The following is a 20,446-nucleotide window of genomic DNA, read 5'->3' as shown; positions in this document are numbered from 1 at the left end:
GCCTACAGGTTGCTGGCCATCGCGATAACGTCGGGATGAAGACGTTTCAATCCCGTTTCACCCGCACTTTCTGCCCCTCGGTTGCTGCACCACTCGCCGATTCCGGCAATGCCCTGTTTGTCCCTGCGATAATGGCTACCGGCCATTTCATAGACCCCTTTCCCCTCGGATGCGGCCTGCAGAAAGGTTCTCGATTGGCGCAAGTAGGCAACAATCGGCAGCGATAGGGTTTTTTCAAGATCATGAGCTCGTCGTGTGGCCGTGGGTGAGGCTGCAAAACGGTTGATGACCACCGCCATATTCTGCCGGGATGGCAGCATTCGTCGCAATTCCTGAACCGTGTGTGTGACGGCGTGGAGGTCAAATTCCTCCAGCACCACGGGGAGCAAAATGGCCGTGGCTTCTCTAAGGAGAGGGCTGAGATTGACCAGGTCAGGCCGCGCCGGCGTATCCAAAATCAATACTTCGGTATTTCTGGGTGGCTGAATGGCCCAGCTGCGAGTGACATTGAGTGGGCAGTTGTGTGCGTCGACCAGTTGTATGTGAGGGGCATTGTCCGGGCGGTTGAGCGCCCAGAAGACACTGGACCCCTGGGGGTCCAGATCCATTAATGTCGTAATCGCGCCCTGATGGCTGAAAAAACTCGCCAGATTGGTGGACAGCATGGTTTTGCCGCAGCCACCCTTTGGATTGACGACTACAATACGCTGCATTTGGATGATTCCTCGTCCCATGGAGACGCCTACCCTAGCCAACATTGCCTTGGTGAACTATCGATTAGGTCAAAAAATAACGAGTGTTGTGAATAAATAGGGGAGTTTTGGTGGGTTATCGCTGCAAAAAAAACTTATCGTGGTAATCTTGCCGCGGGAGTTGGCCGGGCAGCCGCCGCTGAATTTCTCTGCGCCTCCGAAGGTGGCACAGGGTTTTCAGGGGAGGAAAGTCCGGGCTCCATAGGGCAGGGTGCCAGGTAACCCCTGGGGGGCGCGAGCCTACGGAAAGTGCAGCAGAGAGTAGACCGCCGATGGCCGGCTTTCTTTTTGAAAGTATCGGCACAGGTAAGGGTGAAAGGGTGCGGTAAGAGCGCACCGCGCAACTGGTAACAGTTTGTGGCACGGTAAACCCCATCCGGAGCAAGACCAAATAGGAGTCCATTGGCGTGGCCCGCGCTGGACTCGGGTAGGTCGCTTGAGGTGTATGGTGACATGCACCCTAGAGGAATGGTTGTCCACGACAGAACCCGGCTTACAGGCCAACTCCCCTTTTTTTATTAGTTTGTTTACCTCGGGTGTACAGACTGTCTCTGAAAGGCTGCTGTGGCAGATTTAGATCACTGCGAGCCAGTTCTCAATTTCATTGGAATGATCAAAAAATAAACAATTTGTTTATTTTTTGTGCTCTTCAGTTTTTTCGTTCAATTTTATTAAAGTAATACTTTAACTGCGTTTTCTATCAAATTGTTTCTGAATGCGATATTGAAATCCCTGATTTTTGCTCTCGACAATTTTTCTGCAACTTATTGAGTTACTAAGACTTTTTTGGTGATTTTCTTCCCTTTGAAAGCCTTGACTTTGCTCTTGGTGAGCATATAGTGACGAAAAGTGGGAGAAAGTGGGGCAAAGTGGTTTTTTGTCCTTCAAGCAGTTTATTTTTGGCGGGATAAATCTGGCGTGTTCAGAGGCAGCAATGAAATCAATATCGATGCCAAGGGTCGTATGGCGATCCCGGCACGCTATCGCGCGGATATTGATGAAAGCTGCGGCGGAGCACTTATCGCCACTATCGATGTGCAGGATAAATGTTTATTGATCTATCCGCTGCAGGAATGGGAAAAAATTGAAGAGCAGATCGCCCAGTTGCCCACCTTTAATCCAACCACTCGCAAATTGCAGAGAATTCTTATCGGTCATGCCCGGGAAATGGAGCTCGATGGTAATGGTCGCATACTGATTCCGCCCGAGTTGCGTCAATACGCGCAGCTGGAAAAGAAGGTGATTCTGGTTGGCCAGCGTCACCGTTTGGAATTGTGGAGCGAAGAAAACTGGAATGCCGGTAGAGAGGATTGGCTGGCAGAGACCAGTGGTGATCTAGAAATTCCGGAAGAAATGCAGTCGCTGTCGTTATAACACTGGGGAACGTTTATGTCGGCACAGGTCGAGCACACGACCGTTTTACTTGATGAGGCAGTCACTGCCCTCATTGCCGACCCCGACGGATTCTATGTTGACGGCACCTTTGGCCGCGGCGGCCACTCCACCTTCATTCTTTCCCGGCTTGGATCTGGCGGGCACTTAATGGCGATCGATAAAGATCCGGAAGCCTGCAAGACCGCCCGGGAAATGTTTGCGGGTGACCTCCGCTTTGACATCGTGCGTGGCAGTTTTGCGGACCTGGCCTCCATGGTGGCTGAGCGGCAACACGCTGGTGATGTGCAGGGTGTATTGCTGGACCTTGGTGTTTCGTCTCCCCAGCTTGATGACGCCGAAAGAGGTTTCAGTTTTTTGCGAGATGGTCCGCTGGATATGCGCATGGACCCAGACAGCGGGATGAGTGCCGCCGAGTGGCTGGCTGATGCGCCGGAAGATGATATTGCTCAGGTGTTGCGCGACTACGGCGAAGAGCGCTTCTCGCGACGAATGGCCAGGGCGATTGTCGCTGCGCGCGCAGAGGAGCCGATTACGCGAACGGCGCAGTTGGCAAAGATTGTTGCCGAAGCGAACCCTGCTTGGGAGAAGGGCAAGCACCCGGCGACCCGGGCATTTCAGGGTATCCGCATTTTTATAAACCGGGAGTTGGATGACCTGGAGAAAGTGTTGGCATCGGTGTTGGATGTGTTGGCTATCGGTGGGCGGCTGGTGGTGATCAGTTTCCACTCGCTGGAAGATCGATTGGTTAAGCGGTTTATCCGGGAGCAGGAAAAAGGTAAGCCCATCCCTAAGGGGTTGCCGGTGATGGAAAAAGACATTGTGCGGCGTCTGCGCTCTGTGGGAAAGGCAGTAAAACCAGGTGTTGCTGAAGTGAAAGCCAATCCGCGGGCGCGCAGTGCTGTGATGCGAGTGGCGGAAAAGGTTGCCTGACAGTGCGGGTCGTAGCTCGCAGGCAGGCAGGTTGGTTATTTCCACTGTTGTGGTTGACGGTCATCGTGTCGGCCCTGTCCGTGGTGTATGTGAGCCACCTGTGTCGGCAGCTATACAACGAGCTCGCCAAGCTGGAGCAGGAGGCCAACGCGTTGCAGGTTGAGTGGGGGCGTTATCTGCTGGAGCAGAGCTCATGGGCCTCCCTCAGCCGTGTTGAGCAAATGGCGATCAGTGAACTGAATATGCGGGTACCTGAGCCGAGCGAAATTGTCATCGTTCGTACCGTGGACCCGTCAGACATGTAATAGGAGCAGGTGAACAGAGTGAAGCCGGGCAAGCTGACCATATCGCGCTGGCGCTACCTTCTGGTGGTGACGGTGCTGGCGACGCTGCCGGTGGCTGGACTCTGGCATATAGCTCAGCTTCAGGTAATGCCCGATGTAGATAAGGGCTATGAATTCCTGCAGGGCCAGGGTATGGCCCGAACGTTGCGCACCGAATCTATACCCGCCTACCGTGGTGTGATCACGGACCGGCGAGGGGAACCGCTGGCAGTCAGTACGCCGGTGGTGACCTTGTGGGCAAACCCGCAACTGGTCAATGTAGAGTCTCCGGCGCTGAAAGAATTGGCAAAAACTCTGGCGATCAGTCACGGGGAGCTGAAGCAGCGGTTGATCCGTTATGCCGGCAAGGAGTTTATGTATCTCGAGCGTCAGCTCACTCCGGAACAGGCGGAAGAGGCATTGCGTCTGGAAATTCCCGGCATCTACGGCCAGGGGGAATACAAGCGTTTTTACCCGGCGGGGGAAGTGACCTCACAGTTGGTGGGTTTTACCAATATTGATGACCATGGCCAGGAAGGTATGGAACTGGCCTATGACGAATGGCTGACTGGTGTGCCCGGTGCGAAGCAGGTTCTGAAGGACCTGAAGGGACGAGTGATTAAGGAGCTGGGTCTGCTGCGTAGTGAAAAAGCAGGTGAGAACCTGGCCCTGAGTATCGATCTGCGCCTGCAATACACGGCATACCGTGAGTTGAAAGAAGCTGTGAACAAGTTTCAGGCCGCTTCCGGTTCGGTGGTATTGCTGGATGCGCGCACTGGTGAAGTGCTGGCAATGGCCAATCAGCCATCCTTTAACCCCAATGACCGAGGCCAGTTGAATTCAGACGCCCTGCGCAACCGGGCAGTGACCGACCTGGTGGAACCGGGTTCGACCATGAAGCCCCTTACCGTACTGGCGGCGCTGGAGAGCGGAAAATACGTTCCGGAGACCGTTATTGACACAAACCCCGGGTATATCCGGGTGGGTCGAAAAACGTTTTACGATCACCGCAATTACGGCGTTATAGACCTGACCACGTTGTTGATGAAGTCCAGTCAGGTGGGAACCACCAAGATCGCACTCGACCTGGAACCGGAGCATATTCGCGAAATGTTTGCCCGGGTGGGAATAGGTGAAAGCCCGGGTACAGGGTTCCCGGGAGAGACGCCGGGAAGTTTGCCAGATCACCGTCGGTGGCGGCCCGTTGAGCGGGCCAATTTTGCTTTTGGTCACGGACTGTCCGCATCGGCACTGCAAATCGCCCAGGCCTATGCAGTACTTGCCAATAACGGCATCAAAAAGCCGGTTACGTTGTTAAAGACAGAAACGGTGCCGGAAGGTGTGCCGGTTGTGGATGCTGAGCTGGTGGCCAAGTTGCGCACCATGATGACCAGCGTAACCGGTAGTGGCGGTACTGCGACCCGGGCGGCGATCCCCGCTTACGAGGTGGCGGGCAAAACCGGCACTGTTCACAAGGTCGGTAAAAACGGTTACGAGAAAAATCGCTATGTGGGGATGTTTGCCGGCATGGTCCCGGCGGACAACCCGCGCCTGGTGGCTGTAGTGGTTATCAATGATCCAAAGGGCGGAAAATATTTCGGCGGCGAAGTGGCAGCACCGGTGTTTGGCAACGTGGTAGCCGATGCCCTGCGCATGCTGAAAGTGCCGCCGCAGATAAAGGCCTCCGAGCAAGTTACCAGTGTGGTGGGTAAAAAATCTGGAGGTGCAACGTGATGGTTGCCACACAGATGCATACAGGTGTGACCCTGGGTGAATTGCTGTCAGATTTACCTCTGCACGATTCACTGTCATCCCTCGTTGTTACGGGGTTGTGTCTCGATAGTCGGCAGCTGCGCCCTGGTGACCTGTTCTTCGCCATTCCCGGGCTGGCCGTTGATGGACGTGATTTTATCGAGCAGGCGAGTACTGCGGGGGCTGCAGTCATCCTTGCCGAAGCTGAAGGACTTCAGGTGAGCGGCGCCAACGTGATACCGGTTGCCGGTCTGAGCAGAAAAATCAGCGACATCGCCGGACGGTTTTATGGCGAGCCATCCGAGCACCTGACATTGACCGGGGTAACAGGAACCAACGGCAAAACCACCTGCAGCCAGTTGTTGGCGCAATTGTTCAGTCTGGCGGGGCGCAGTTCGGCAGTGATCGGCACGTTGGGTCACGGGACCTATCGGAATGGGGTGGTTACGCTGACGGATACGGGGATGACGACCCCGGACGCGGTTGTTGTGCAACAACTGCTTGCTGAATATGCCAGTGCCAATGTGGAATATCTGGCGATGGAGGTTTCGTCCCACAGCCTCGACCAATATCGCGTTGAGGGGTTGCGGTTCACCACAGCGGTATTCACCAATCTGTCGCGGGACCACCTGGACTACCATGGTGATCTGGTCAGCTACGCCCAAGCCAAGATGCGCTTGTTCAGCATGGTCGGACTGGAGCAGGCAGTAATCAATGTCGATGATCCGGTGGGTGCAGAAATTGCTGCAAATCTCCCGGCCGGCGTCGAATTGTATGGTTACTCCCTGAGCAATCCCGGTGCCGCAATTTCCGCCATGGATATCAAGCTTTCCCCCCGTGGCCTGGAGGCGACAGTTCACACCCCATGGGGTGTGGGGCAGTTATCGAGTTCGCTGCTTGGTCGGTTCAATCTGGAAAACCTGTTGGCCGTGGTGGCTGTGGCTTGCATTCAGGGGTTGTCGCTGGAAACAGTGTTGTCGCTCATTCCTCGCCTGCAGCCGGTGGTCGGTCGTATGGAGTTGGTGGGTGATGGCAAGGGGCCCCAGGTGGTCATTGACTACGCCCATACCCCGGATGCCCTGCAGAAAGCCCTGATGACCCTGCGCGATCACTGCGAAAAACAGTTGTGGTGTGTGTTTGGTTGTGGCGGCAATAGGGATGCGGGAAAACGCCCGCAAATGGGTGGTATTGCCGCTCGGTATGCAGATCGAGTCGTGGTGACTAGCGATAACCCGCGGCATGAAAACGCCGATGAAATTTTGAGGGATATTCTGTCTGGTATCACTGCCCAGGAATCAGTCGAAATGGTTGCCGATCGCGCTGAGGCTATTCGTTATGCCATTGCTAATGCGGCAGACGGGGATGTCATTCTGGTGGCGGGGAAGGGCCATGAGGATTACCAACTGGTCGGTGATCAGCGATTACCTTTCAGTGACCACAAGGAAGTCAGGCTGGCATTGCGTCAGCGCGGGGGGCGCCAATGATGCGGGCGCTAACCCTCTCTTCAGCGGCTCAGGAATTCGGCGGTACGCTGATGTACCCCGACTGCGGTTTTACCTCGATCAGTACCGACACCCGAAAACTGGCTGATGATGAGCTGTTTGTGGCGCTGAGGGGAGAACGCTTTGATGCCCACGAATTTCTGCCGGAAGTTGCTACCCGGGCCTGTGGTTTGGTTGTCGAAAAACCCATGCGGGATATCAATGTGCCCCAGTGGGTGGTTCCGGATACCACAATTGCCTTGGGGCAGCTCGCGCTGTTAAACCGGCGGCAATTTTTTGGTCCCGTGGTAGCGATCACTGGCAGCAGTGGCAAAACCACGGTGAAAGAGATGATCGCTGCCATTCTTCGGCAGTGCGGCCCGGTGCTGGCCACCAAGGGCAACCTCAACAATCAAATTGGTGTGCCACTGACGTTGTTGCAGTTACAGCCGGCTCACCGCTATGCCGTCATTGAAATGGGTGCCAGTGGGCCGGGGGAAATCGCCTATTTGTGCAGTCTGGCAAAACCGGATGTGGTGCTGGTCAACAATGTCATGCCCGCCCATGTGGCAGGGTTTGGCAGCATTGCCGGGGTGGCCACAGCAAAGGGCGAGATATACCAGGGTGTGGTTCCAGAAGGAACCGCGGTGATCAATCTGGATGAAAGCTGGTGCGAAGGCTGGCGCAACAGTGCTGCAGCGCCAGTGCTGACTTACTCGCTTAGCTCCGATAACGCCGATTTCCGCGCCCGCGACCTGCACTGTGATGCGCTCGGTTGCTTCAACTTCACACTGCTTGCCCCGGTGGGTGACGTGTCGGTCACGCTGCCGACAGCCGGGCGTCACAACGTCGCCAATGCCCTGGCCGCCGCAGCCTGTGCATACGCTGCCGGTGCTGATCTGAATGACATCGCCAAGGGTTTGGCCACAGTGCAACCGGTTTCGGGGCGCCTCAATCGCAAGGTGTTGAGCAATGGGGTGGTGGTTATTGATGACACCTATAACGCCAACCCCGGTTCGGTAAAAGCTGCCATTGATGTGCTGGCCGCACAGCCTGGCAAGCACGTTCTGGTGCTGGGAGACATGGGCGAGCTGGGCAGCGATGAAGCAAAAATGCACGCGGAAGTGGGTGATTATGCCGCCCGCCATGGAGTGGATCAGTTGCTTGCTGTAGGGCCACTCGGCATTCACACGGTTAAAGCATTCGGTGATCGGGGACAACATTTTGACGGCAAGGATGCACTGGTGAGCGCATTGCGGGAGTTGTTGGGCCCGGAGATGACAGTGCTGGTCAAGGGGTCGCGATACATGGCGATGGAAACGGTAGTGCAACAGATAACAGAGTTTGGGGAATCCTGATCATGCTGCTTTGGTTGGCTGAATACCTGTCCCAGTACTTCACGGCATTTGCCGTGGTGCAGTACCTAACGTTTCGCGCGATTCTCGGAGTATTAACGGCCTTGGGTCTGTCGCTGTTGTTGGGGCCGATGATGATCCGACGCCTCAATTACCTGCAAATCGGGCAGTCCGTTCGCACCGATGGCCCACAGAGCCACCTCAGCAAATCAGGGACGCCCACCATGGGTGGAGCCCTGATTTTATTGTCGATCTTTGTCAGCGCTCTGCTCTGGTCAGATCTCAGTAATCACTACGTGTGGGTCGTCATGATCGTCACCTTTGTGTTTGGTGCCGTGGGTTGGGTGGATGATTACCGCAAGGTGGTGGAAAAAAATTCCCGGGGCCTGCCGGCTCGCTGGAAATACTTTTGGCAGTCTGTCGCGGGATTGGGGGCTGCCATTTTTCTCTACAGTACTGGCAGTAGCGGCGCGGAAAATGAGCTGATTGTGCCGTTCTTCAAGGAAGTGGCCCTGCCGCTTGGCATGTTTTATGTGGTGTTGACCTACTTTGTCATTGTCGGCAGTAGTAATGCTGTCAATCTCACGGATGGCCTCGACGGCCTCGCCATCATGCCAAGTGTATTGGTGGCGGGTGCGCTCGGGGTATTTGCCTACTTGGTGGGTAATGTGCAGTTTTCAGAGTACCTGCATATTCCCTACGTCGCGGGCGCCGGGGAGCTGGTGGTGTTCTGTGCAGCGCTCGCCGGTGCCGGATTGGGCTTTCTGTGGTTCAACACCTATCCCGCGCAGGTTTTCATGGGCGACGTGGGCGCGTTGGCCCTCGGCGCAGCGCTCGGCGTGATGGCGGTGATCGTGCGTCAGGAAATTGTTTTTTTCATCATGGGTGGCGTGTTCGTTCTGGAGACGGTGTCAGTGATCATGCAGGTCGCGTCTTTCAAGATGACTGGCCGACGGATTTTTCGCATGGCGCCCATCCACCACCATTTTGAATTGAAAGGCTGGCCGGAACCTCGGGTGATCGTGCGTTTCTGGATTATTACCCTGGTGCTGGTGTTGTTTGGCCTGGCAACGTTAAAGCTGCGTTGATTAAGGGGGCGCGGAGAGTGGCAATGTCGCAATTGATAGCGAGTAGCAAACTGAAAGTGGTCGTCGGTATCGGCGTCACCGGTTTGTCTGTGGCTCGTCATCTGACTCGCCTCGGCGAGCGCTTTGTGATGTGTGACACCCGCCAGCAGCCCCCTGGCCTGGAGCAGTTGAAGGCGGATATGCCGGATGTGCCAGTGATGCTTGGCGAGCTGTCTTCAGATGCGTTGCTGACTGCGGATGAAGTGATTCTCAGTCCTGGACTGACGCGCCAGCACCCTGCAGTCCAGCAGGCGCTTGCGGCAGATATCCCCGTGATCAATGACATTGAATTGTTCGCTCGCAGTGCCAATGCCTCAATCATTGCGATCACTGGCTCCAATGGCAAAAGTACCGTTACCACCCTAGTTGGCGAGATGTGTGCGGACGCAAAAGTGGTTGCCGGCGTGGGTGGCAATCTCGGTGTGGCAGCGCTTGATCTGCTGCAGTCTGACGCCCAGCTTTACGTACTGGAATTGTCCAGCTTCCAGCTGGAATCGGTGCAGGCGCTCAATGCCGAGGTGGCGGTGGTGCTGAATATCAGTGCCGACCATATGGATCGATACAACGGCCTGTTGGATTACCACCAGGCCAAACACCGGATCTTTATCGGTGCTCGCCAGGTGGTGATGAATAGAGATGATGCCCTGACCAACCCGCTGGTCGGCGATGGGGTCAAACAGTGGAGTTTTGGGCTGGGTCAGCCGGATTTCAAGGGCTTCGGTTTACGTCAGCATGAGGGAGAGTCCTGGCTTTACTACCAGTTTGATCCGCTTATGCCGGAGCGGGAGTTGGGTATCAAGGGCCGACATAATTGTGCCAATGCACTGGCAGCCCTCGCCCTCGGCACGGCTTGTGGCTTGCCGATGGCGTCAATGCTCGACACGCTGCGCCGCTTCAAGGGGCTGGATCATCGCTGCCAGGTTGTTGGCGAAGTGGGCGGCGTTTCCTATATCAATGACTCCAAAGCCACCAATGTGGGCGCCACGCTGGCGGCGATCACCGGCCTGGCCCGGGGAGAGAACCTGATTCTGATCGCCGGGGGGCAAGGCAAGGGGCAGGATTTTGCACCGTTGGCTGCCGCGCTGCCCGGTGCCGTTAAACAGCTGGTGCTGATGGGTGAAGATGCTCCGGCCATTGATCGCGCCGTTGGTGGGCTGGTCGATACCGTTCACGCTACCAGCCTGGCGGCGGCGGTGGCCGCTGCCAGCCAGGTGGCCACTGCGGGGGATGTGGTGTTGTTGTCTCCTGCCTGTGCCAGCTTTGACATGTTTAGTGGTTTCGAAGATCGCGGTCGGAAGTTTGCTGCGGCAGTGGAGGCATTGCAATGAACATGCTGGCCCTGCAACTGATGCGCTGCTCGGACTTTGTACGGGAGCTGGACCGGGCGCTGCTGTTACCGGCATTGGCCATCGCCTCCATTGGTCTGGTAATGATCTGTTCCGCCTCCATCAGTTTCGCCGATCACAGCTACGGAGATGCCTTCTTCTACCTGAAGCGCCATTTACTGTTTTTGCTGATGGGGGCAGGGGTGGCCGCAGTGTTCCTCAATGTGCCGTCCCGCTTCTGGTTTCACTATGGTGTGCCTTTGCTGGTTCTGACTCTGCTGTTGCTGGTGGCGGTATTGATTCCCGGCGTGGGTCGCCGGGTAAATGGTAGTCAGCGCTGGATCCCATTGGGACCTTTGAATCTGCAGGTCTCGGAGATCGCAAAGTTCGTGATGATTCTATTCACAGCGGGCTATCTGGAGCGCTACCAGAGAGAGCTGCGGGAGAACTGGCGGTATTTTGCCAAGCCGATCGGGCTGCTGGGCGTGGTGGCTGTGTTGCTGTTGCTGGAGCCGGATTTTGGTTCATCGGTGGTGATGGCTGCGACGGTGATGGGCATGTTGTTTATGGGCGGTGCCAGGGTCTGGCAATTTACCCTGATCCTGCTTGCCGGGTTGGGTGCCATGGCATCAGTGGCTCTTCTCTCTCCTTATCGTCTACAGCGACTCGTGACCTTTCTCGACCCTTGGGCGGATCAGTATGACAGTGGCTACCAGTTGACCCAGTCTCTGATTGCGTTTGGTCGTGGGGAATGGTTGGGCGTGGGATTGGGTAACAGCGTGCAGAAACTGTTTTACCTGCCGGAGGCACACACGGATTTCGTGTTTGCTATCTATGCCGAGGAGTTTGGTCTGCTGGGTGTGGTGTTGGCGATTGCGCTCTACGTCCTGCTGGTATCACGGATTCTACATGTGGCCCGTCGGGCTGTAGCCCAGGAAGACTGGTTTGCTGCTTACAGCTGTTTTGGTATTGCCACCATGCTGGCGGGGCAGGCCTTTATCAATATGGGTGTGACCTCAGGGTTGCTCCCCACCAAAGGGCTGACGCTGCCATTTATCAGTTATGGCGGCAGCAGTTTATTGATGTGTTGTGCCATGGTGGCACTGGTATTGCGGATTAACCGGGAGATGGATGATGTCCCGGCGGTTGCGAGACAGGTGAGACGTGACAGAGCGGAGATGTAACAAGGTGGTGGTGATGGCCGGTGGCACCGGTGGTCATGTGTTCCCCGCACTTGCGGTGGCACAGGCACTGCGCGCCCGTGATGTCGCCGTATCCTGGTTGGGCACCCGGCGTGGTATTGAGGCAGAACTGGTCCCCGCCAACAACCTGCCGATCAATTACATCGACGTCACTGGCCTGCGTGGCAAGGGTATCCTCAAGTTGATCTGGGCACCGTTGTTGCTGACCCGTGCTCTGTGGCAGGCGCTGGGCGTTCTGCGCCGCGAGCGCCCGGATGCTGTTCTAGGGCTGGGCGGTTTTGCCTCAGGCCCAGGTGGCGTGGCGGCCAGGCTGTTGGGGATTCCGCTGGTGATCCACGAGCAGAATGCCATTGCCGGTACCACTAATAAATTACTCGGCAAGATAGCCAGTCGTGTGCTCGAGGCTTTTCCCGGCGCGCTACCCCGCGGCGAATGGACCGGCAATCCGGTGCGTCCTGAAATCAGTGCTTTGGCGGAACCCGCGCAACGTATTGGTGCGGAAGATCGGCCGCGGCATCTGCTGGTGCTCGGTGGCAGTCTTGGTGCCCTGGCCATCAACAAGTTGGTACCCGAAGCCCTGGCGCTGATGCCGGAAAATAAAAGACCGTTGGTGCGTCATCAATGTGGTAAAGCCCATCAGCAGGTGACTGAAGAGGCGTATCAACAGGCTGGTGTTGAGGCAGATTTGGAACCCTTCATTGCCGATATGGCGGAAGCCTACGGTTGGGCGGATCTGGTGATCTGTCGTTCGGGTGCCCTGACAGTATCGGAGCTGGCGGCAGCCGGCGTGGGTTCTATTCTGGTGCCGTTTCCGTTTGCTATCGACGATCACCAGACCCACAACGCCCAATGGCTGGTGGATGGTGAAGCCGCTGAAATCATCCAGCAGTCAGAGCTGACGGCAGTGGCGCTGGCCGAAAGGTTGCAGGCCCGATTGGCCGATGACCAGCTGTTAGTCCGGATGGCGAGCAATGCCCGCAAGCTGTCCAGGCCACATGTGGCCGAAACAGTGGCGGATATTTGTGAGGAGGTGTGCCGTGGGCGCTGATGGTTTTCACCCGGTTCCGGAAATGCGCCGTATCCGCCGCATACACTTTATCGGCATTGGCGGCAGCGGCATGTGTGGTATTGCCGAAGTTCTGTTTAACCAGGGCTACACGATCTCCGGTTCTGACTTGGCAGATAACAGCAATACTTCCCGTCTGCGTCGCATGGGCGTCACCATCATGATGGGTCATGCCGGATATAACGTCGACGGTGCCGATGTGGTGGTGTTGTCCTCGGCGGTATCCGACAGCAACGAGGAAGTGATACGCGCCAGGGAACTGCGCATACCGATAGTCCGCCGTGCGGAAATGCTGGCGGAGCTGATGCGCTATCGACACGGCATAGCCGTGGCCGGTACTCACGGCAAGACCACCACCACCAGCCTGTTGGCCTCGGTGCTCGCAGCCGGTGGCATGGACCCGACATTCGTCATCGGCGGTCTGGTCAAAGGCGCTGGCACCAACGCCCGCCTGGGTGTTAGTCGTTATCTGGTGGCTGAAGCCGATGAAAGTGATGCTTCTTTTCTGCACTTACAGCCGATGGTGGCCGTGGTGACCAACATCGATGCGGATCACATGGAAACCTATGGGTTTGATTTCAATCGGCTGAAACAGACTTTTATCGAGTTCCTCCACAACTTGCCTTTTTATGGGCTGGCGGTGCTTTGTATTGATGACCCGGTGGTGCGCGAGATATTGCCGGACGTTTCCAGGCCTGTTTTGACATACGGATTTTCCGACGATGCCGACTTCCGCATCGAGGATGTTTCCATTCGCCAAAACAATAGCCACTTCAAGATTTTTCGCCCGGAACACAGCGAGCCCCTGAATATCGAGTTGAATATTCCGGGCGTACACAACGTTCTTAATGCCGCGGCCGTGGTTGCCATTGCCACCGATGAGGGAATTGCAGATGAGGCCATTCAACTGGGGCTGAGCGGCTTTCAGGGTGTCGGCAGGCGTTTTGAAATTTACGGGGAATACCCGGTTTCCGGTGGCGAGGCCATGCTGGTGGACGATTACGGTCACCATCCTCGCGAGGTGGCCGCCACTATCAAGGCTGTCCGCGAGGGTTGGCCTGAAAAGCGGCTGGTGATGATTTTTCAGCCACACCGCTACACCCGGACCCGGGATCTGTATGAAGACTTCGTGGGTGTGTTGTCGAGCTGCGATGTATTGATTTTGTTGGAGGTTTATTCCGCCGGTGAAGACGAGATACCGGGGGCGGATAGCCGTTCACTGTGTCGCAGCATTCGTCAGCGGGGATTGGTGGACCCCATCTACGTGCCGGATATCGAATCGGTGGCGGATGTGCTGAAAGATATTGTCCACGGTGGCGACATGGTGATTACCCAGGGTGCGGGCAGCGTCGGCAAACTGGTGAAAATGCTGGAAGAGCGAAAGCTGAGATAACGGGGAAGAGCAGAGCGCATTTATGGCTGTCAGTGAAGCAATGCAAAAGAAATATGGTCGGGTCGCTGTACTGTACGGCGGAACGTCTGCCGAGCGTGAGATCTCCCTGATTTCAGGCGCTGCAGTTATTGCTTCCCTGGAACGCAGCGGTGTTGACCTTGTGTCGTTGGATGCTGGTTCAGACCTGCTTCACCAATTGTCGACTCAGGCTCCTGACCGTGTGTTGATCATGTTGCACGGCCCGGGTGGTGAAGATGGCTCTCTTCAGGGTGCGCTGCAATTGCTGGGCCTGCCCTATACCGGCAGTGGGGTGTTTGCCTCTGCCCTCGCGATGGACAAATTGCACAGCAAACAATTCTGGCACGGTGTTGGCTTGCCAACCGCACAGTTTGCCGTCCTGACAGGGGAGACGGACTGGGCTAAGACCCTTCAGGATCTCGGTGGCGTGGTGATGGTAAAACCTGCGCACGAGGGTTCCAGCCTGGGAATGACCCGAGCTGACACTCCTGAAGCGTTACGCAATGCCTGGCGAGAAGCGGCTGCACTGGATAGCAGTGTGATTGCAGAACAATGGATCAGCGGTGCGGAATATACGGTAGCGATTCTGGATGGCGAAGTCTTGCCGCCGATCAAGTTGGAAACCGACCATGGTTTTTACGATTTCGATGCCAAATATCTGGCCAACGATACGCGGTATTTGTGTCCCTGTGGTCTGAGCGACGAAAGGGAAAGCGAGTTGAAAGCCTTGGCTTTGAACGCTTTCAGTAGTCTCGGTTGCAGTGGCTGGGGGCGTGTGGACGTGATGGCGAACGCCGACGGCGAATTTCTTCTGCTGGAAGTGAATACCGTGCCCGGCATGACCGATCACAGCCTGGTGCCAATGGCTGCCCGGGTGGCGGGATACAGTTTTGATGAGCTGGTATTAAAAATTCTCGATACCAGTCTCAGCGGAGATGCGAATGATCGCTAATCGGCAACACACCGGTGCAATGCGCCAAGAGACGAGACCAGCGCTGCGGGAAAGGCTGTATTGGCTGCCGCGGGTTGTTTCTCTGATGTTGCTGGTTGGAGCGCTGCTGGGTGCAGGCTGGGGCGTGGAGAAACTCTACGAGCGCCTCAATGTCGCCATTGGTGTTATTGCGGTGAAAGGGGAATTTGCTCAGGTCGATCAGGCAGAAATTCAGCGATTGGTGGAGCCGCTGGTGAGCGGGGGTTTTCTTAGCCTCGACCTGCAGGCCATCCGCCGTGAGCTGGAGCTCCACCCTTGGGTGCACCAGGCCCGGGTCAGTCGGCGCTGGCCAGACGGGTTGGTGATCACCGTGACGGAAGAGGTGCCCATCGCTCGCTGGGGGGACACGGGTTTTCTCAATGTGCGGGGCGAGCGGCGCGATATTGGTGACAACAGCTCACTGGCGTTTTTGCCCAAGCTGCAGGGCGGTGACCAGAGCGAACGTCACTTGATGAAATCCTACCGGGAGATGGTGCAGTTACTGCAGCACTCCGGTTTGCGTATTGCCACCCTGAAACGGGATGACCGCGGTGCCTGGTGGTTGCGACTGGATAATGATCTGGAACTGGTTATCGGTCGTGATCAGGTGATGGAAAAAATGCGCCGCTTTCTCGAGGTCTGGGAGCAGGAGCTGAAGCAGAAGGCAGAGCAGATCGCCAGAGTAGATATTCGCTACGACAACGGTGTGGCGGTGCAGTGGCTGGAAGAGCAAGGGAATATCAGTGGATGGGCAGAGCAGAAATTAACGAGTATCTCCGGGTCTACGGGAAAAGTGTGAGGTCGAAAAATGGCGAACTCTAGTGATGAAAGGTTGATCGTTGGGCTGGATATTGGCACGTCCAAAGTGGTGTCGATAGTTGGCCTGGCCGGCCCCGGTGGCACTTTGGAAATTGTTGGTACCGGCCTGCATCCATCTTCCGGCCTGAAAAAGGGTGTGGTGGTCAATATTGAGTCCACTGTGCACTCCATTCAGCGCGCCATTGAAGAGGCGGAGCTGATGGCGGGCTGCCATATTCACTCCGTTTACGCGGGGATTGCCGGTAGCCATATTCGTAGCCTGAACTCCCACGGCATCGTCGCAATCCGGGATCGTGAAGTGCTGACACTGGATATTGAGCGCGTCATCGATGCCGCCCGCGCTGTCGCGATTCCTGCAGACCAGGAAATCCTTCATGTGTTGCCCCAGGAATTCATTATCGATAACCAGGAGGGGGTGAGGGAGCCTCTGGGCATGTCCGGGGTTCGACTGGAAGCCAAGGTGCATCTGGTGACCTGCGCCGCCAATGCCGCGCAGAACATCAAGAAATGTATCCGCCGCTGTGGCCTGGAAGTGGATGACATCATCCTTGAGCAACTGGCGTCTTCCTACGCCGTGCTCACGGAAGATGAAAAACAGCTGGGTGTCTGTCTGGTGGATATTGGTGGTGGAACCACCGACATCGCCATTTTCACCGAGGGCGCTATTCGTCATACCGGTGTCATTCCCATTGCTGGTGATCAGGTGACCAATGACATCGCGCATGCACTGCGCACGCCCACGGCCCACGCTGAAGAATTGAAGATCAAATACGCCTGTGCGTTGGCCAAGATGGCCGGTGCAGACGAGACCATCAAAGTGCCCAGCGTTGGCGACCGTCCACACCGTGATCTCTCCCGCCAAGCTCTGGCGGAGGTGGTGGAGCCCCGCTATGACGAGCTGTTTACCCTGGTGCAGGCGGAGTTGCGGCGCAGCGGGTTTGAGGACCTGGTAGCGGCCGGCATCGTACTCACGGGGGGCACTGCAAAGATGGAAGGAGTCGTAGAGCTGGCGGAGGAGATCTTCCATATGCCCGTCAGACTGGGATCACCACAGAACATCAAAGGGTTGACGGACATTGTCGACAACCCGATCTATTCCACCGGCGTCGGTCTGCTGATGTACGGCATGCAGCAGCAACAGGAAGGCAATCGCCCCAGCCGACGCAGCGAAAGTAGTAAGGAAGGTTTTTTCACCCGGCTGAAAAGCTGGTTTCAGGGCAATTTGTAATCAACAGGTATTTCACACAGGACCAATCGAGGGGTACTAACCATGTTTCAGATCGTTGACAGCGTGCCAGATAGCGCGGAAATCAAAGTGATAGGTGTCGGTGGCGGCGGCGGGAATGCCGTGCGCCACATGATGAACAGCTCCGTGGAAGGGGTTGAGTTCATCTGTGCCAACACCGACTCCCAGGCACTGAAGGATATTGGCAGCGCCACCATCCTGCAGTTGGGTAATGGATTGACCAAGGGACTGGGTGCAGGCGCCAATCCCGAGGTGGGCCGCCATGCGGCCATTGAGGACCGCGACCGTATCGCCGATGTGCTGCAGGGCGCCGATATGGTGTTCATCACCGCCGGTATGGGTGGTGGCACGGGTACAGGTGCGGCGCCCATCGTTGCCGATGTGGCCAAGGAGCTCGGTATTCTGACCGTTGCGGTGGTCACCCGCCCGTTTGTATTCGAAGGTCGCAAGCGCATGGCGATTGCCGAAGAGGGGCTGGTGGAGTTGAAGGATAAGGTGGACTCTCTGATCACCGTTCCCAACGAAAAACTCCTGCAGGTACTGGGTAAAACAACCAGTCTGCTGGAAGCCTTCAAAGCGGCCAACGATGTACTGTTAGGTGCTGTACAGGGTATTGCTGATCTGATTATCCGCCCCGGCATGATTAACGTCGACTTTGCCGATGTGCGTACAGTGATGTCCGAGATGGGGCAGGCCATGATGGGTACAGGCGAAGCTACGGGCGAAGATCGTGCCCGTATTGCCGCGGAAACCGCGATCCATAGCCCGCTGCTGGAGGATATCAACCTGCAGGGCGCCCGAGGCATTCTGGTGAATATTACCGCTGGTCCGGATCTCTCACTTGGTGAATTCTCCGATGTGGGCGATACGGTCGAGGCATTTGCGTCTGATAATGCGACTGTTGTGGTAGGCACCGTTATCGATCCCGAAATGGGCGACAAACTGCGCGTTACCGTGGTGGCCACTGGCCTGGGGCAGGGCATTGAGCGCAAGCAGCCAACCAAGGTTGTTGATAATGGGCCGGCACCGACCCCCAATGTCAGGAAAGCCACTACCGGTGAGCCTGATTACGACGTGCTGGACAAGCCGACTGTGATTCGTCGCGGACCCAGTGGTGGAGAAGCGGTGGCGCGGAAAATGGATGTCCGTGCTGATGCAGACATGGATTACCTGGATATCCCCGCGTTCCTGCGTCGCCAGGCGGACTGATTGCAAGGCTGCATCAGGCTTCCGTAAAAGACGAGCTGCCAGCTACCCCTCGAACCTGCTGGCAGTTCGTTTATGGAGCTATGGGGAGACATCTGTTAGTATTGCGGCCAGTTTTTCATTTCCACTGCTTTTCTTGCAGGTATTGGTAAGGCATGATTCGACAGCGTACCCTGAATAATATGATTCGCGCCACGGGTGTTGGCTTGCACACTGGCGAAAAAGTGTACCTGACTTTACATCCCGCCCCCGTTAATACCGGTATTATTTTCCGCCGCACCGACCTCGATCCTGTGGTCGAAATCTTTGCCAAGGCAGAGAATGTGGGTGAAACCACCCTGTCCACCACACTGGTCAACGGCGACGTCAAAGTTTCTACGGTTGAACACCTGCTTTCCGCCATGGCGGGACTGGGCATCGATAATGCCATTATCGATGTGACCGCGCCCGAAGTGCCGATCATGGACGGCAGCGCCGGACCTTTTGTCTTCCTGTTACAGTCTGCGGGCATCCGCGAGCAGGAAGAACCGAAACAGTTTATTCGCATCAAGCGCCCGGTGACCGTGACCGATGGCGACAAGACCGCATCCTTTCGGCCGTTCAATGGTTTCAAGGTCAGCTTTTCTATTGACTTCGACCATCCGGTTTTTCATAACCGTACCCTGAAAGCTGAGGTGGATTTTTGTACTACTTCTTTTGTTAAAGAAGTCAGCCGTGCCCGTACGTTTGGTTTTATGCACGAGATTGAATATTTGCGCTCCATGGGCCTGGCCCGTGGTGGAAGTATGGACAATGCTATTGTCGTTGACGAGTATCAGGTGTTAAATGAGGACGGTCTTCGCTACGAAGACGAATTTGTGAAGCACAAGATCCTTGATGCTATCGGCGATCTGTATTTGCTTGGCAATAGTCTGATCGGCGAGTTCGTTGCCCACAAATCAGGCCATGGGTTGAACAATGCTTCGTTGCGGGAGCTGATTGCCCAGAAAGATGCCTGGGAAGTGGTCACCTTTGAAAATGATGAAGATGAGGCGCCGATCTCATATATGAAACCGCTGCTTACCGTATAGTCTGGCTAACAGCGATCAGTAGATGATGCCAATAGACTGTGAAAATTATATTTATCAGTAATCGCAAGGGGACGACCCGCTCCATGGTGCTCAGTAACTGGGCCAAGGCGCTGTTGTCCCTGTGTTTGCTGGGCCTCCCCATTTCGGGCGGCATATTGATTGGCTCGTTGCTCGCTAGCGGCAACCATCCCATTGATATCACCCTTATCAACTCCATGCGTCAGGAACTGGAACAGCAGCAGTCCGAACTGGATCTCGGGCGTGAGGATGCACAGCAAAAGGTCAAAGCCATCACCCTTAAGCTGGCGGAGTTTCAGGCACGCTTGGTGAGGTTGGATGCACTCGGTGAGCGCCTCTCTGAAGTGGCTGGCCTGGAAGATGGTGAGTTTGATTTTGGCCAGCAGCCCGCTGTGGGTGGTCCAGAACAGGATTCTCTGCAGTCCTATCAGCACACTGAACTGGAAGCCCTTTTCCAGCAGCTTGAAGAGCAACTGGACAGTCGCGAAAGTCAATTGGGTATTCTTGAATCTCTGATGATGGATCGCAATGTGCAACGCCAGAGTGCGGTCACTGGCCGCCCCATTAAAAAGGGCTGGCTGTCATCCCGCTTTGGTCGCCGCACGGATCCTTTTACTGGTCACCGAGCCTGGCACAACGGTGTCGATTTTGCAGGCAAAGCCGGGTCTGAAATTATCGCAGTTGCTGCGGGCGTCGTGACATGGTCAGGCGAGCGCAATGGTTATGGCCAGATGGTAGAGCTTGATCACGGTGAAGGCTATGCCACCCGCTATGCTCACAACAGCGAAAACCTGGTCAAAGTGGGCGATGTCGTCAAGAAAGGTGAAGTGGTCGCCCTCATGGGTAGCAGTGGCCGCTCCACCGGTCCCCACGTGCATTTTGAAGTGTATAAAAATGGTCGGGCCGTCGACCCCGCCAGCTATATTCGCCGTACCATCCGCTAACACCCCTCTCTATCTCCTCCCTGGTTCGAAAACATTCTGCGCAGATGCGCACCT

At 56.1% G+C, this 20,446-nt stretch carries 18 protein-coding genes and 1 other RNA gene; 18 read left to right on the top strand and 1 reads right to left on the bottom strand.

The window, feature by feature from the left end:
• Positions 1–2: 2 nt before the first annotated feature.
• Complete coding sequence (locus Q8A57_RS03595; RefSeq protein ID WP_305169556.1) at positions 3–713, bottom strand: ParA family protein; 711 nt, start codon at positions 711–713, stop codon at positions 3–5.
• 156 nt (positions 714–869) lie between these two features.
• Here Q8A57_RS03595 and rnpB point away from each other — a divergent pair.
• The 18 genes from rnpB (at position 870) to Q8A57_RS03505 (ending at position 20,392) form a co-directional block, all read left to right on the top strand.
• An RNA gene (gene rnpB, locus Q8A57_RS03590) (RNase P RNA component class A) lies at positions 870–1,264 on the top strand.
• 406 nt (positions 1,265–1,670) lie between these two features.
• Entirely contained in the window at positions 1,671–2,126 is a 456-nt protein-coding gene (gene mraZ / locus Q8A57_RS03585) for a division/cell wall cluster transcriptional repressor MraZ (RefSeq protein WP_305169555.1), read from the top strand.
• A 15-nt stretch (positions 2,127–2,141) separates the two neighbouring features.
• The gene (rsmH, locus tag Q8A57_RS03580) at positions 2,142–3,077 is read left to right on the top strand and encodes a 16S rRNA (cytosine(1402)-N(4))-methyltransferase RsmH (protein WP_305169554.1); all 936 of its coding nucleotides are present in this window, start codon (positions 2,142–2,144) and stop codon (positions 3,075–3,077) included.
• A gap of 2 nt (positions 3,078–3,079) precedes the next feature.
• Entirely contained in the window at positions 3,080–3,382 is a 303-nt protein-coding gene (ftsL, locus tag Q8A57_RS03575; RefSeq protein ID WP_305169553.1) for a cell division protein FtsL, read from the top strand.
• A 9-nt stretch (positions 3,383–3,391) separates the two neighbouring features.
• Positions 3,392–5,134 (top strand): peptidoglycan D,D-transpeptidase FtsI family protein, encoded by a 1,743-nt coding sequence (locus Q8A57_RS03570; RefSeq protein WP_305169552.1) that lies wholly within the window; start codon positions 3,392–3,394, stop codon positions 5,132–5,134.
• Positions 5,134–6,636 carry a UDP-N-acetylmuramoyl-L-alanyl-D-glutamate--2,6-diaminopimelate ligase gene (locus Q8A57_RS03565; protein ID WP_305169718.1) on the top strand — a complete coding sequence of 501 codons (1,503 nt, stop codon included), beginning with the start codon at positions 5,134–5,136 and terminating at the stop codon, positions 6,634–6,636. The genes Q8A57_RS03570 and Q8A57_RS03565 overlap by 1 nt, the downstream gene beginning before the upstream one ends.
• The gene (locus Q8A57_RS03560) at positions 6,633–7,991 is read left to right on the top strand and encodes a UDP-N-acetylmuramoyl-tripeptide--D-alanyl-D-alanine ligase (RefSeq protein WP_305169551.1); all 1,359 of its coding nucleotides are present in this window, start codon (positions 6,633–6,635) and stop codon (positions 7,989–7,991) included. The genes Q8A57_RS03565 and Q8A57_RS03560 overlap by 4 nt, the downstream gene beginning before the upstream one ends.
• 2 nt (positions 7,992–7,993) lie before the next feature.
• Positions 7,994–9,076, top strand: coding sequence for a phospho-N-acetylmuramoyl-pentapeptide-transferase (gene mraY, locus Q8A57_RS03555; RefSeq protein WP_305169550.1), 1,083 nt, complete (start codon positions 7,994–7,996; stop codon positions 9,074–9,076).
• 23 nt (positions 9,077–9,099) lie between these two features.
• Positions 9,100–10,443 (top strand): UDP-N-acetylmuramoyl-L-alanine--D-glutamate ligase, encoded by a 1,344-nt coding sequence (gene murD / locus Q8A57_RS03550; protein WP_305169549.1) that lies wholly within the window; start codon positions 9,100–9,102, stop codon positions 10,441–10,443.
• Positions 10,440–11,624 carry a putative lipid II flippase FtsW gene (gene ftsW, locus Q8A57_RS03545; protein WP_305169548.1) on the top strand — a complete coding sequence of 395 codons (1,185 nt, stop codon included), beginning with the start codon at positions 10,440–10,442 and terminating at the stop codon, positions 11,622–11,624. The genes murD and ftsW overlap by 4 nt, the downstream gene beginning before the upstream one ends.
• The gene (gene murG, locus Q8A57_RS03540; RefSeq protein ID WP_369427768.1) at positions 11,605–12,690 is read left to right on the top strand and encodes an undecaprenyldiphospho-muramoylpentapeptide beta-N-acetylglucosaminyltransferase; all 1,086 of its coding nucleotides are present in this window, start codon (positions 11,605–11,607) and stop codon (positions 12,688–12,690) included. Before ftsW ends, murG begins: the two co-directional genes overlap by 20 nt.
• Before the next feature lie 22 nt (positions 12,691–12,712).
• Entirely contained in the window at positions 12,713–14,101 is a 1,389-nt protein-coding gene (gene murC / locus Q8A57_RS03535; protein ID WP_305169716.1) for a UDP-N-acetylmuramate--L-alanine ligase, read from the top strand.
• A 22-nt stretch (positions 14,102–14,123) separates the two neighbouring features.
• Positions 14,124–15,071, top strand: a complete 948-nt coding sequence (locus tag Q8A57_RS03530) for a D-alanine--D-alanine ligase (protein ID WP_305169547.1) — start codon at positions 14,124–14,126, stop codon at positions 15,069–15,071.
• Positions 15,061–15,888 carry a cell division protein FtsQ/DivIB gene (locus Q8A57_RS03525; RefSeq protein ID WP_305169546.1) on the top strand — a complete coding sequence of 276 codons (828 nt, stop codon included), beginning with the start codon at positions 15,061–15,063 and terminating at the stop codon, positions 15,886–15,888. The genes Q8A57_RS03530 and Q8A57_RS03525 overlap by 11 nt, the downstream gene beginning before the upstream one ends.
• Positions 15,889–15,897: 9 nt before the next feature.
• A complete protein-coding gene (gene ftsA, locus Q8A57_RS03520) occupies positions 15,898–17,136 on the top strand; it encodes a cell division protein FtsA (protein WP_305169545.1) in 1,239 nt (412 codons plus the stop codon).
• Positions 17,137–17,178: 42 nt separating this feature from the next.
• Positions 17,179–18,363 (top strand): cell division protein FtsZ, encoded by a 1,185-nt coding sequence (gene ftsZ / locus Q8A57_RS03515; RefSeq protein ID WP_305169544.1) that lies wholly within the window; start codon positions 17,179–17,181, stop codon positions 18,361–18,363.
• Positions 18,364–18,515: 152 nt separating this feature from the next.
• The gene (gene lpxC, locus Q8A57_RS03510) at positions 18,516–19,430 is read left to right on the top strand and encodes a UDP-3-O-acyl-N-acetylglucosamine deacetylase (protein ID WP_305169543.1); all 915 of its coding nucleotides are present in this window, start codon (positions 18,516–18,518) and stop codon (positions 19,428–19,430) included.
• Between the two features lie 38 nt (positions 19,431–19,468).
• On the top strand, positions 19,469–20,392 hold the full coding sequence (locus tag Q8A57_RS03505) for a M23 family metallopeptidase (RefSeq protein ID WP_305169542.1): 924 nt from the start codon (positions 19,469–19,471) through the stop codon (positions 20,390–20,392).
• The last annotated feature ends 54 nt before the right edge of the window (positions 20,393–20,446 follow it).

Origin of the sequence: Porticoccus litoralis (assembly GCF_030676955.1) — a bacterium.
GTDB lineage: Bacteria > Pseudomonadota > Gammaproteobacteria > Pseudomonadales > Porticoccaceae > Porticoccus > Porticoccus litoralis.
This window is presented reverse-complemented; position numbering and strand designations above follow the sequence as displayed.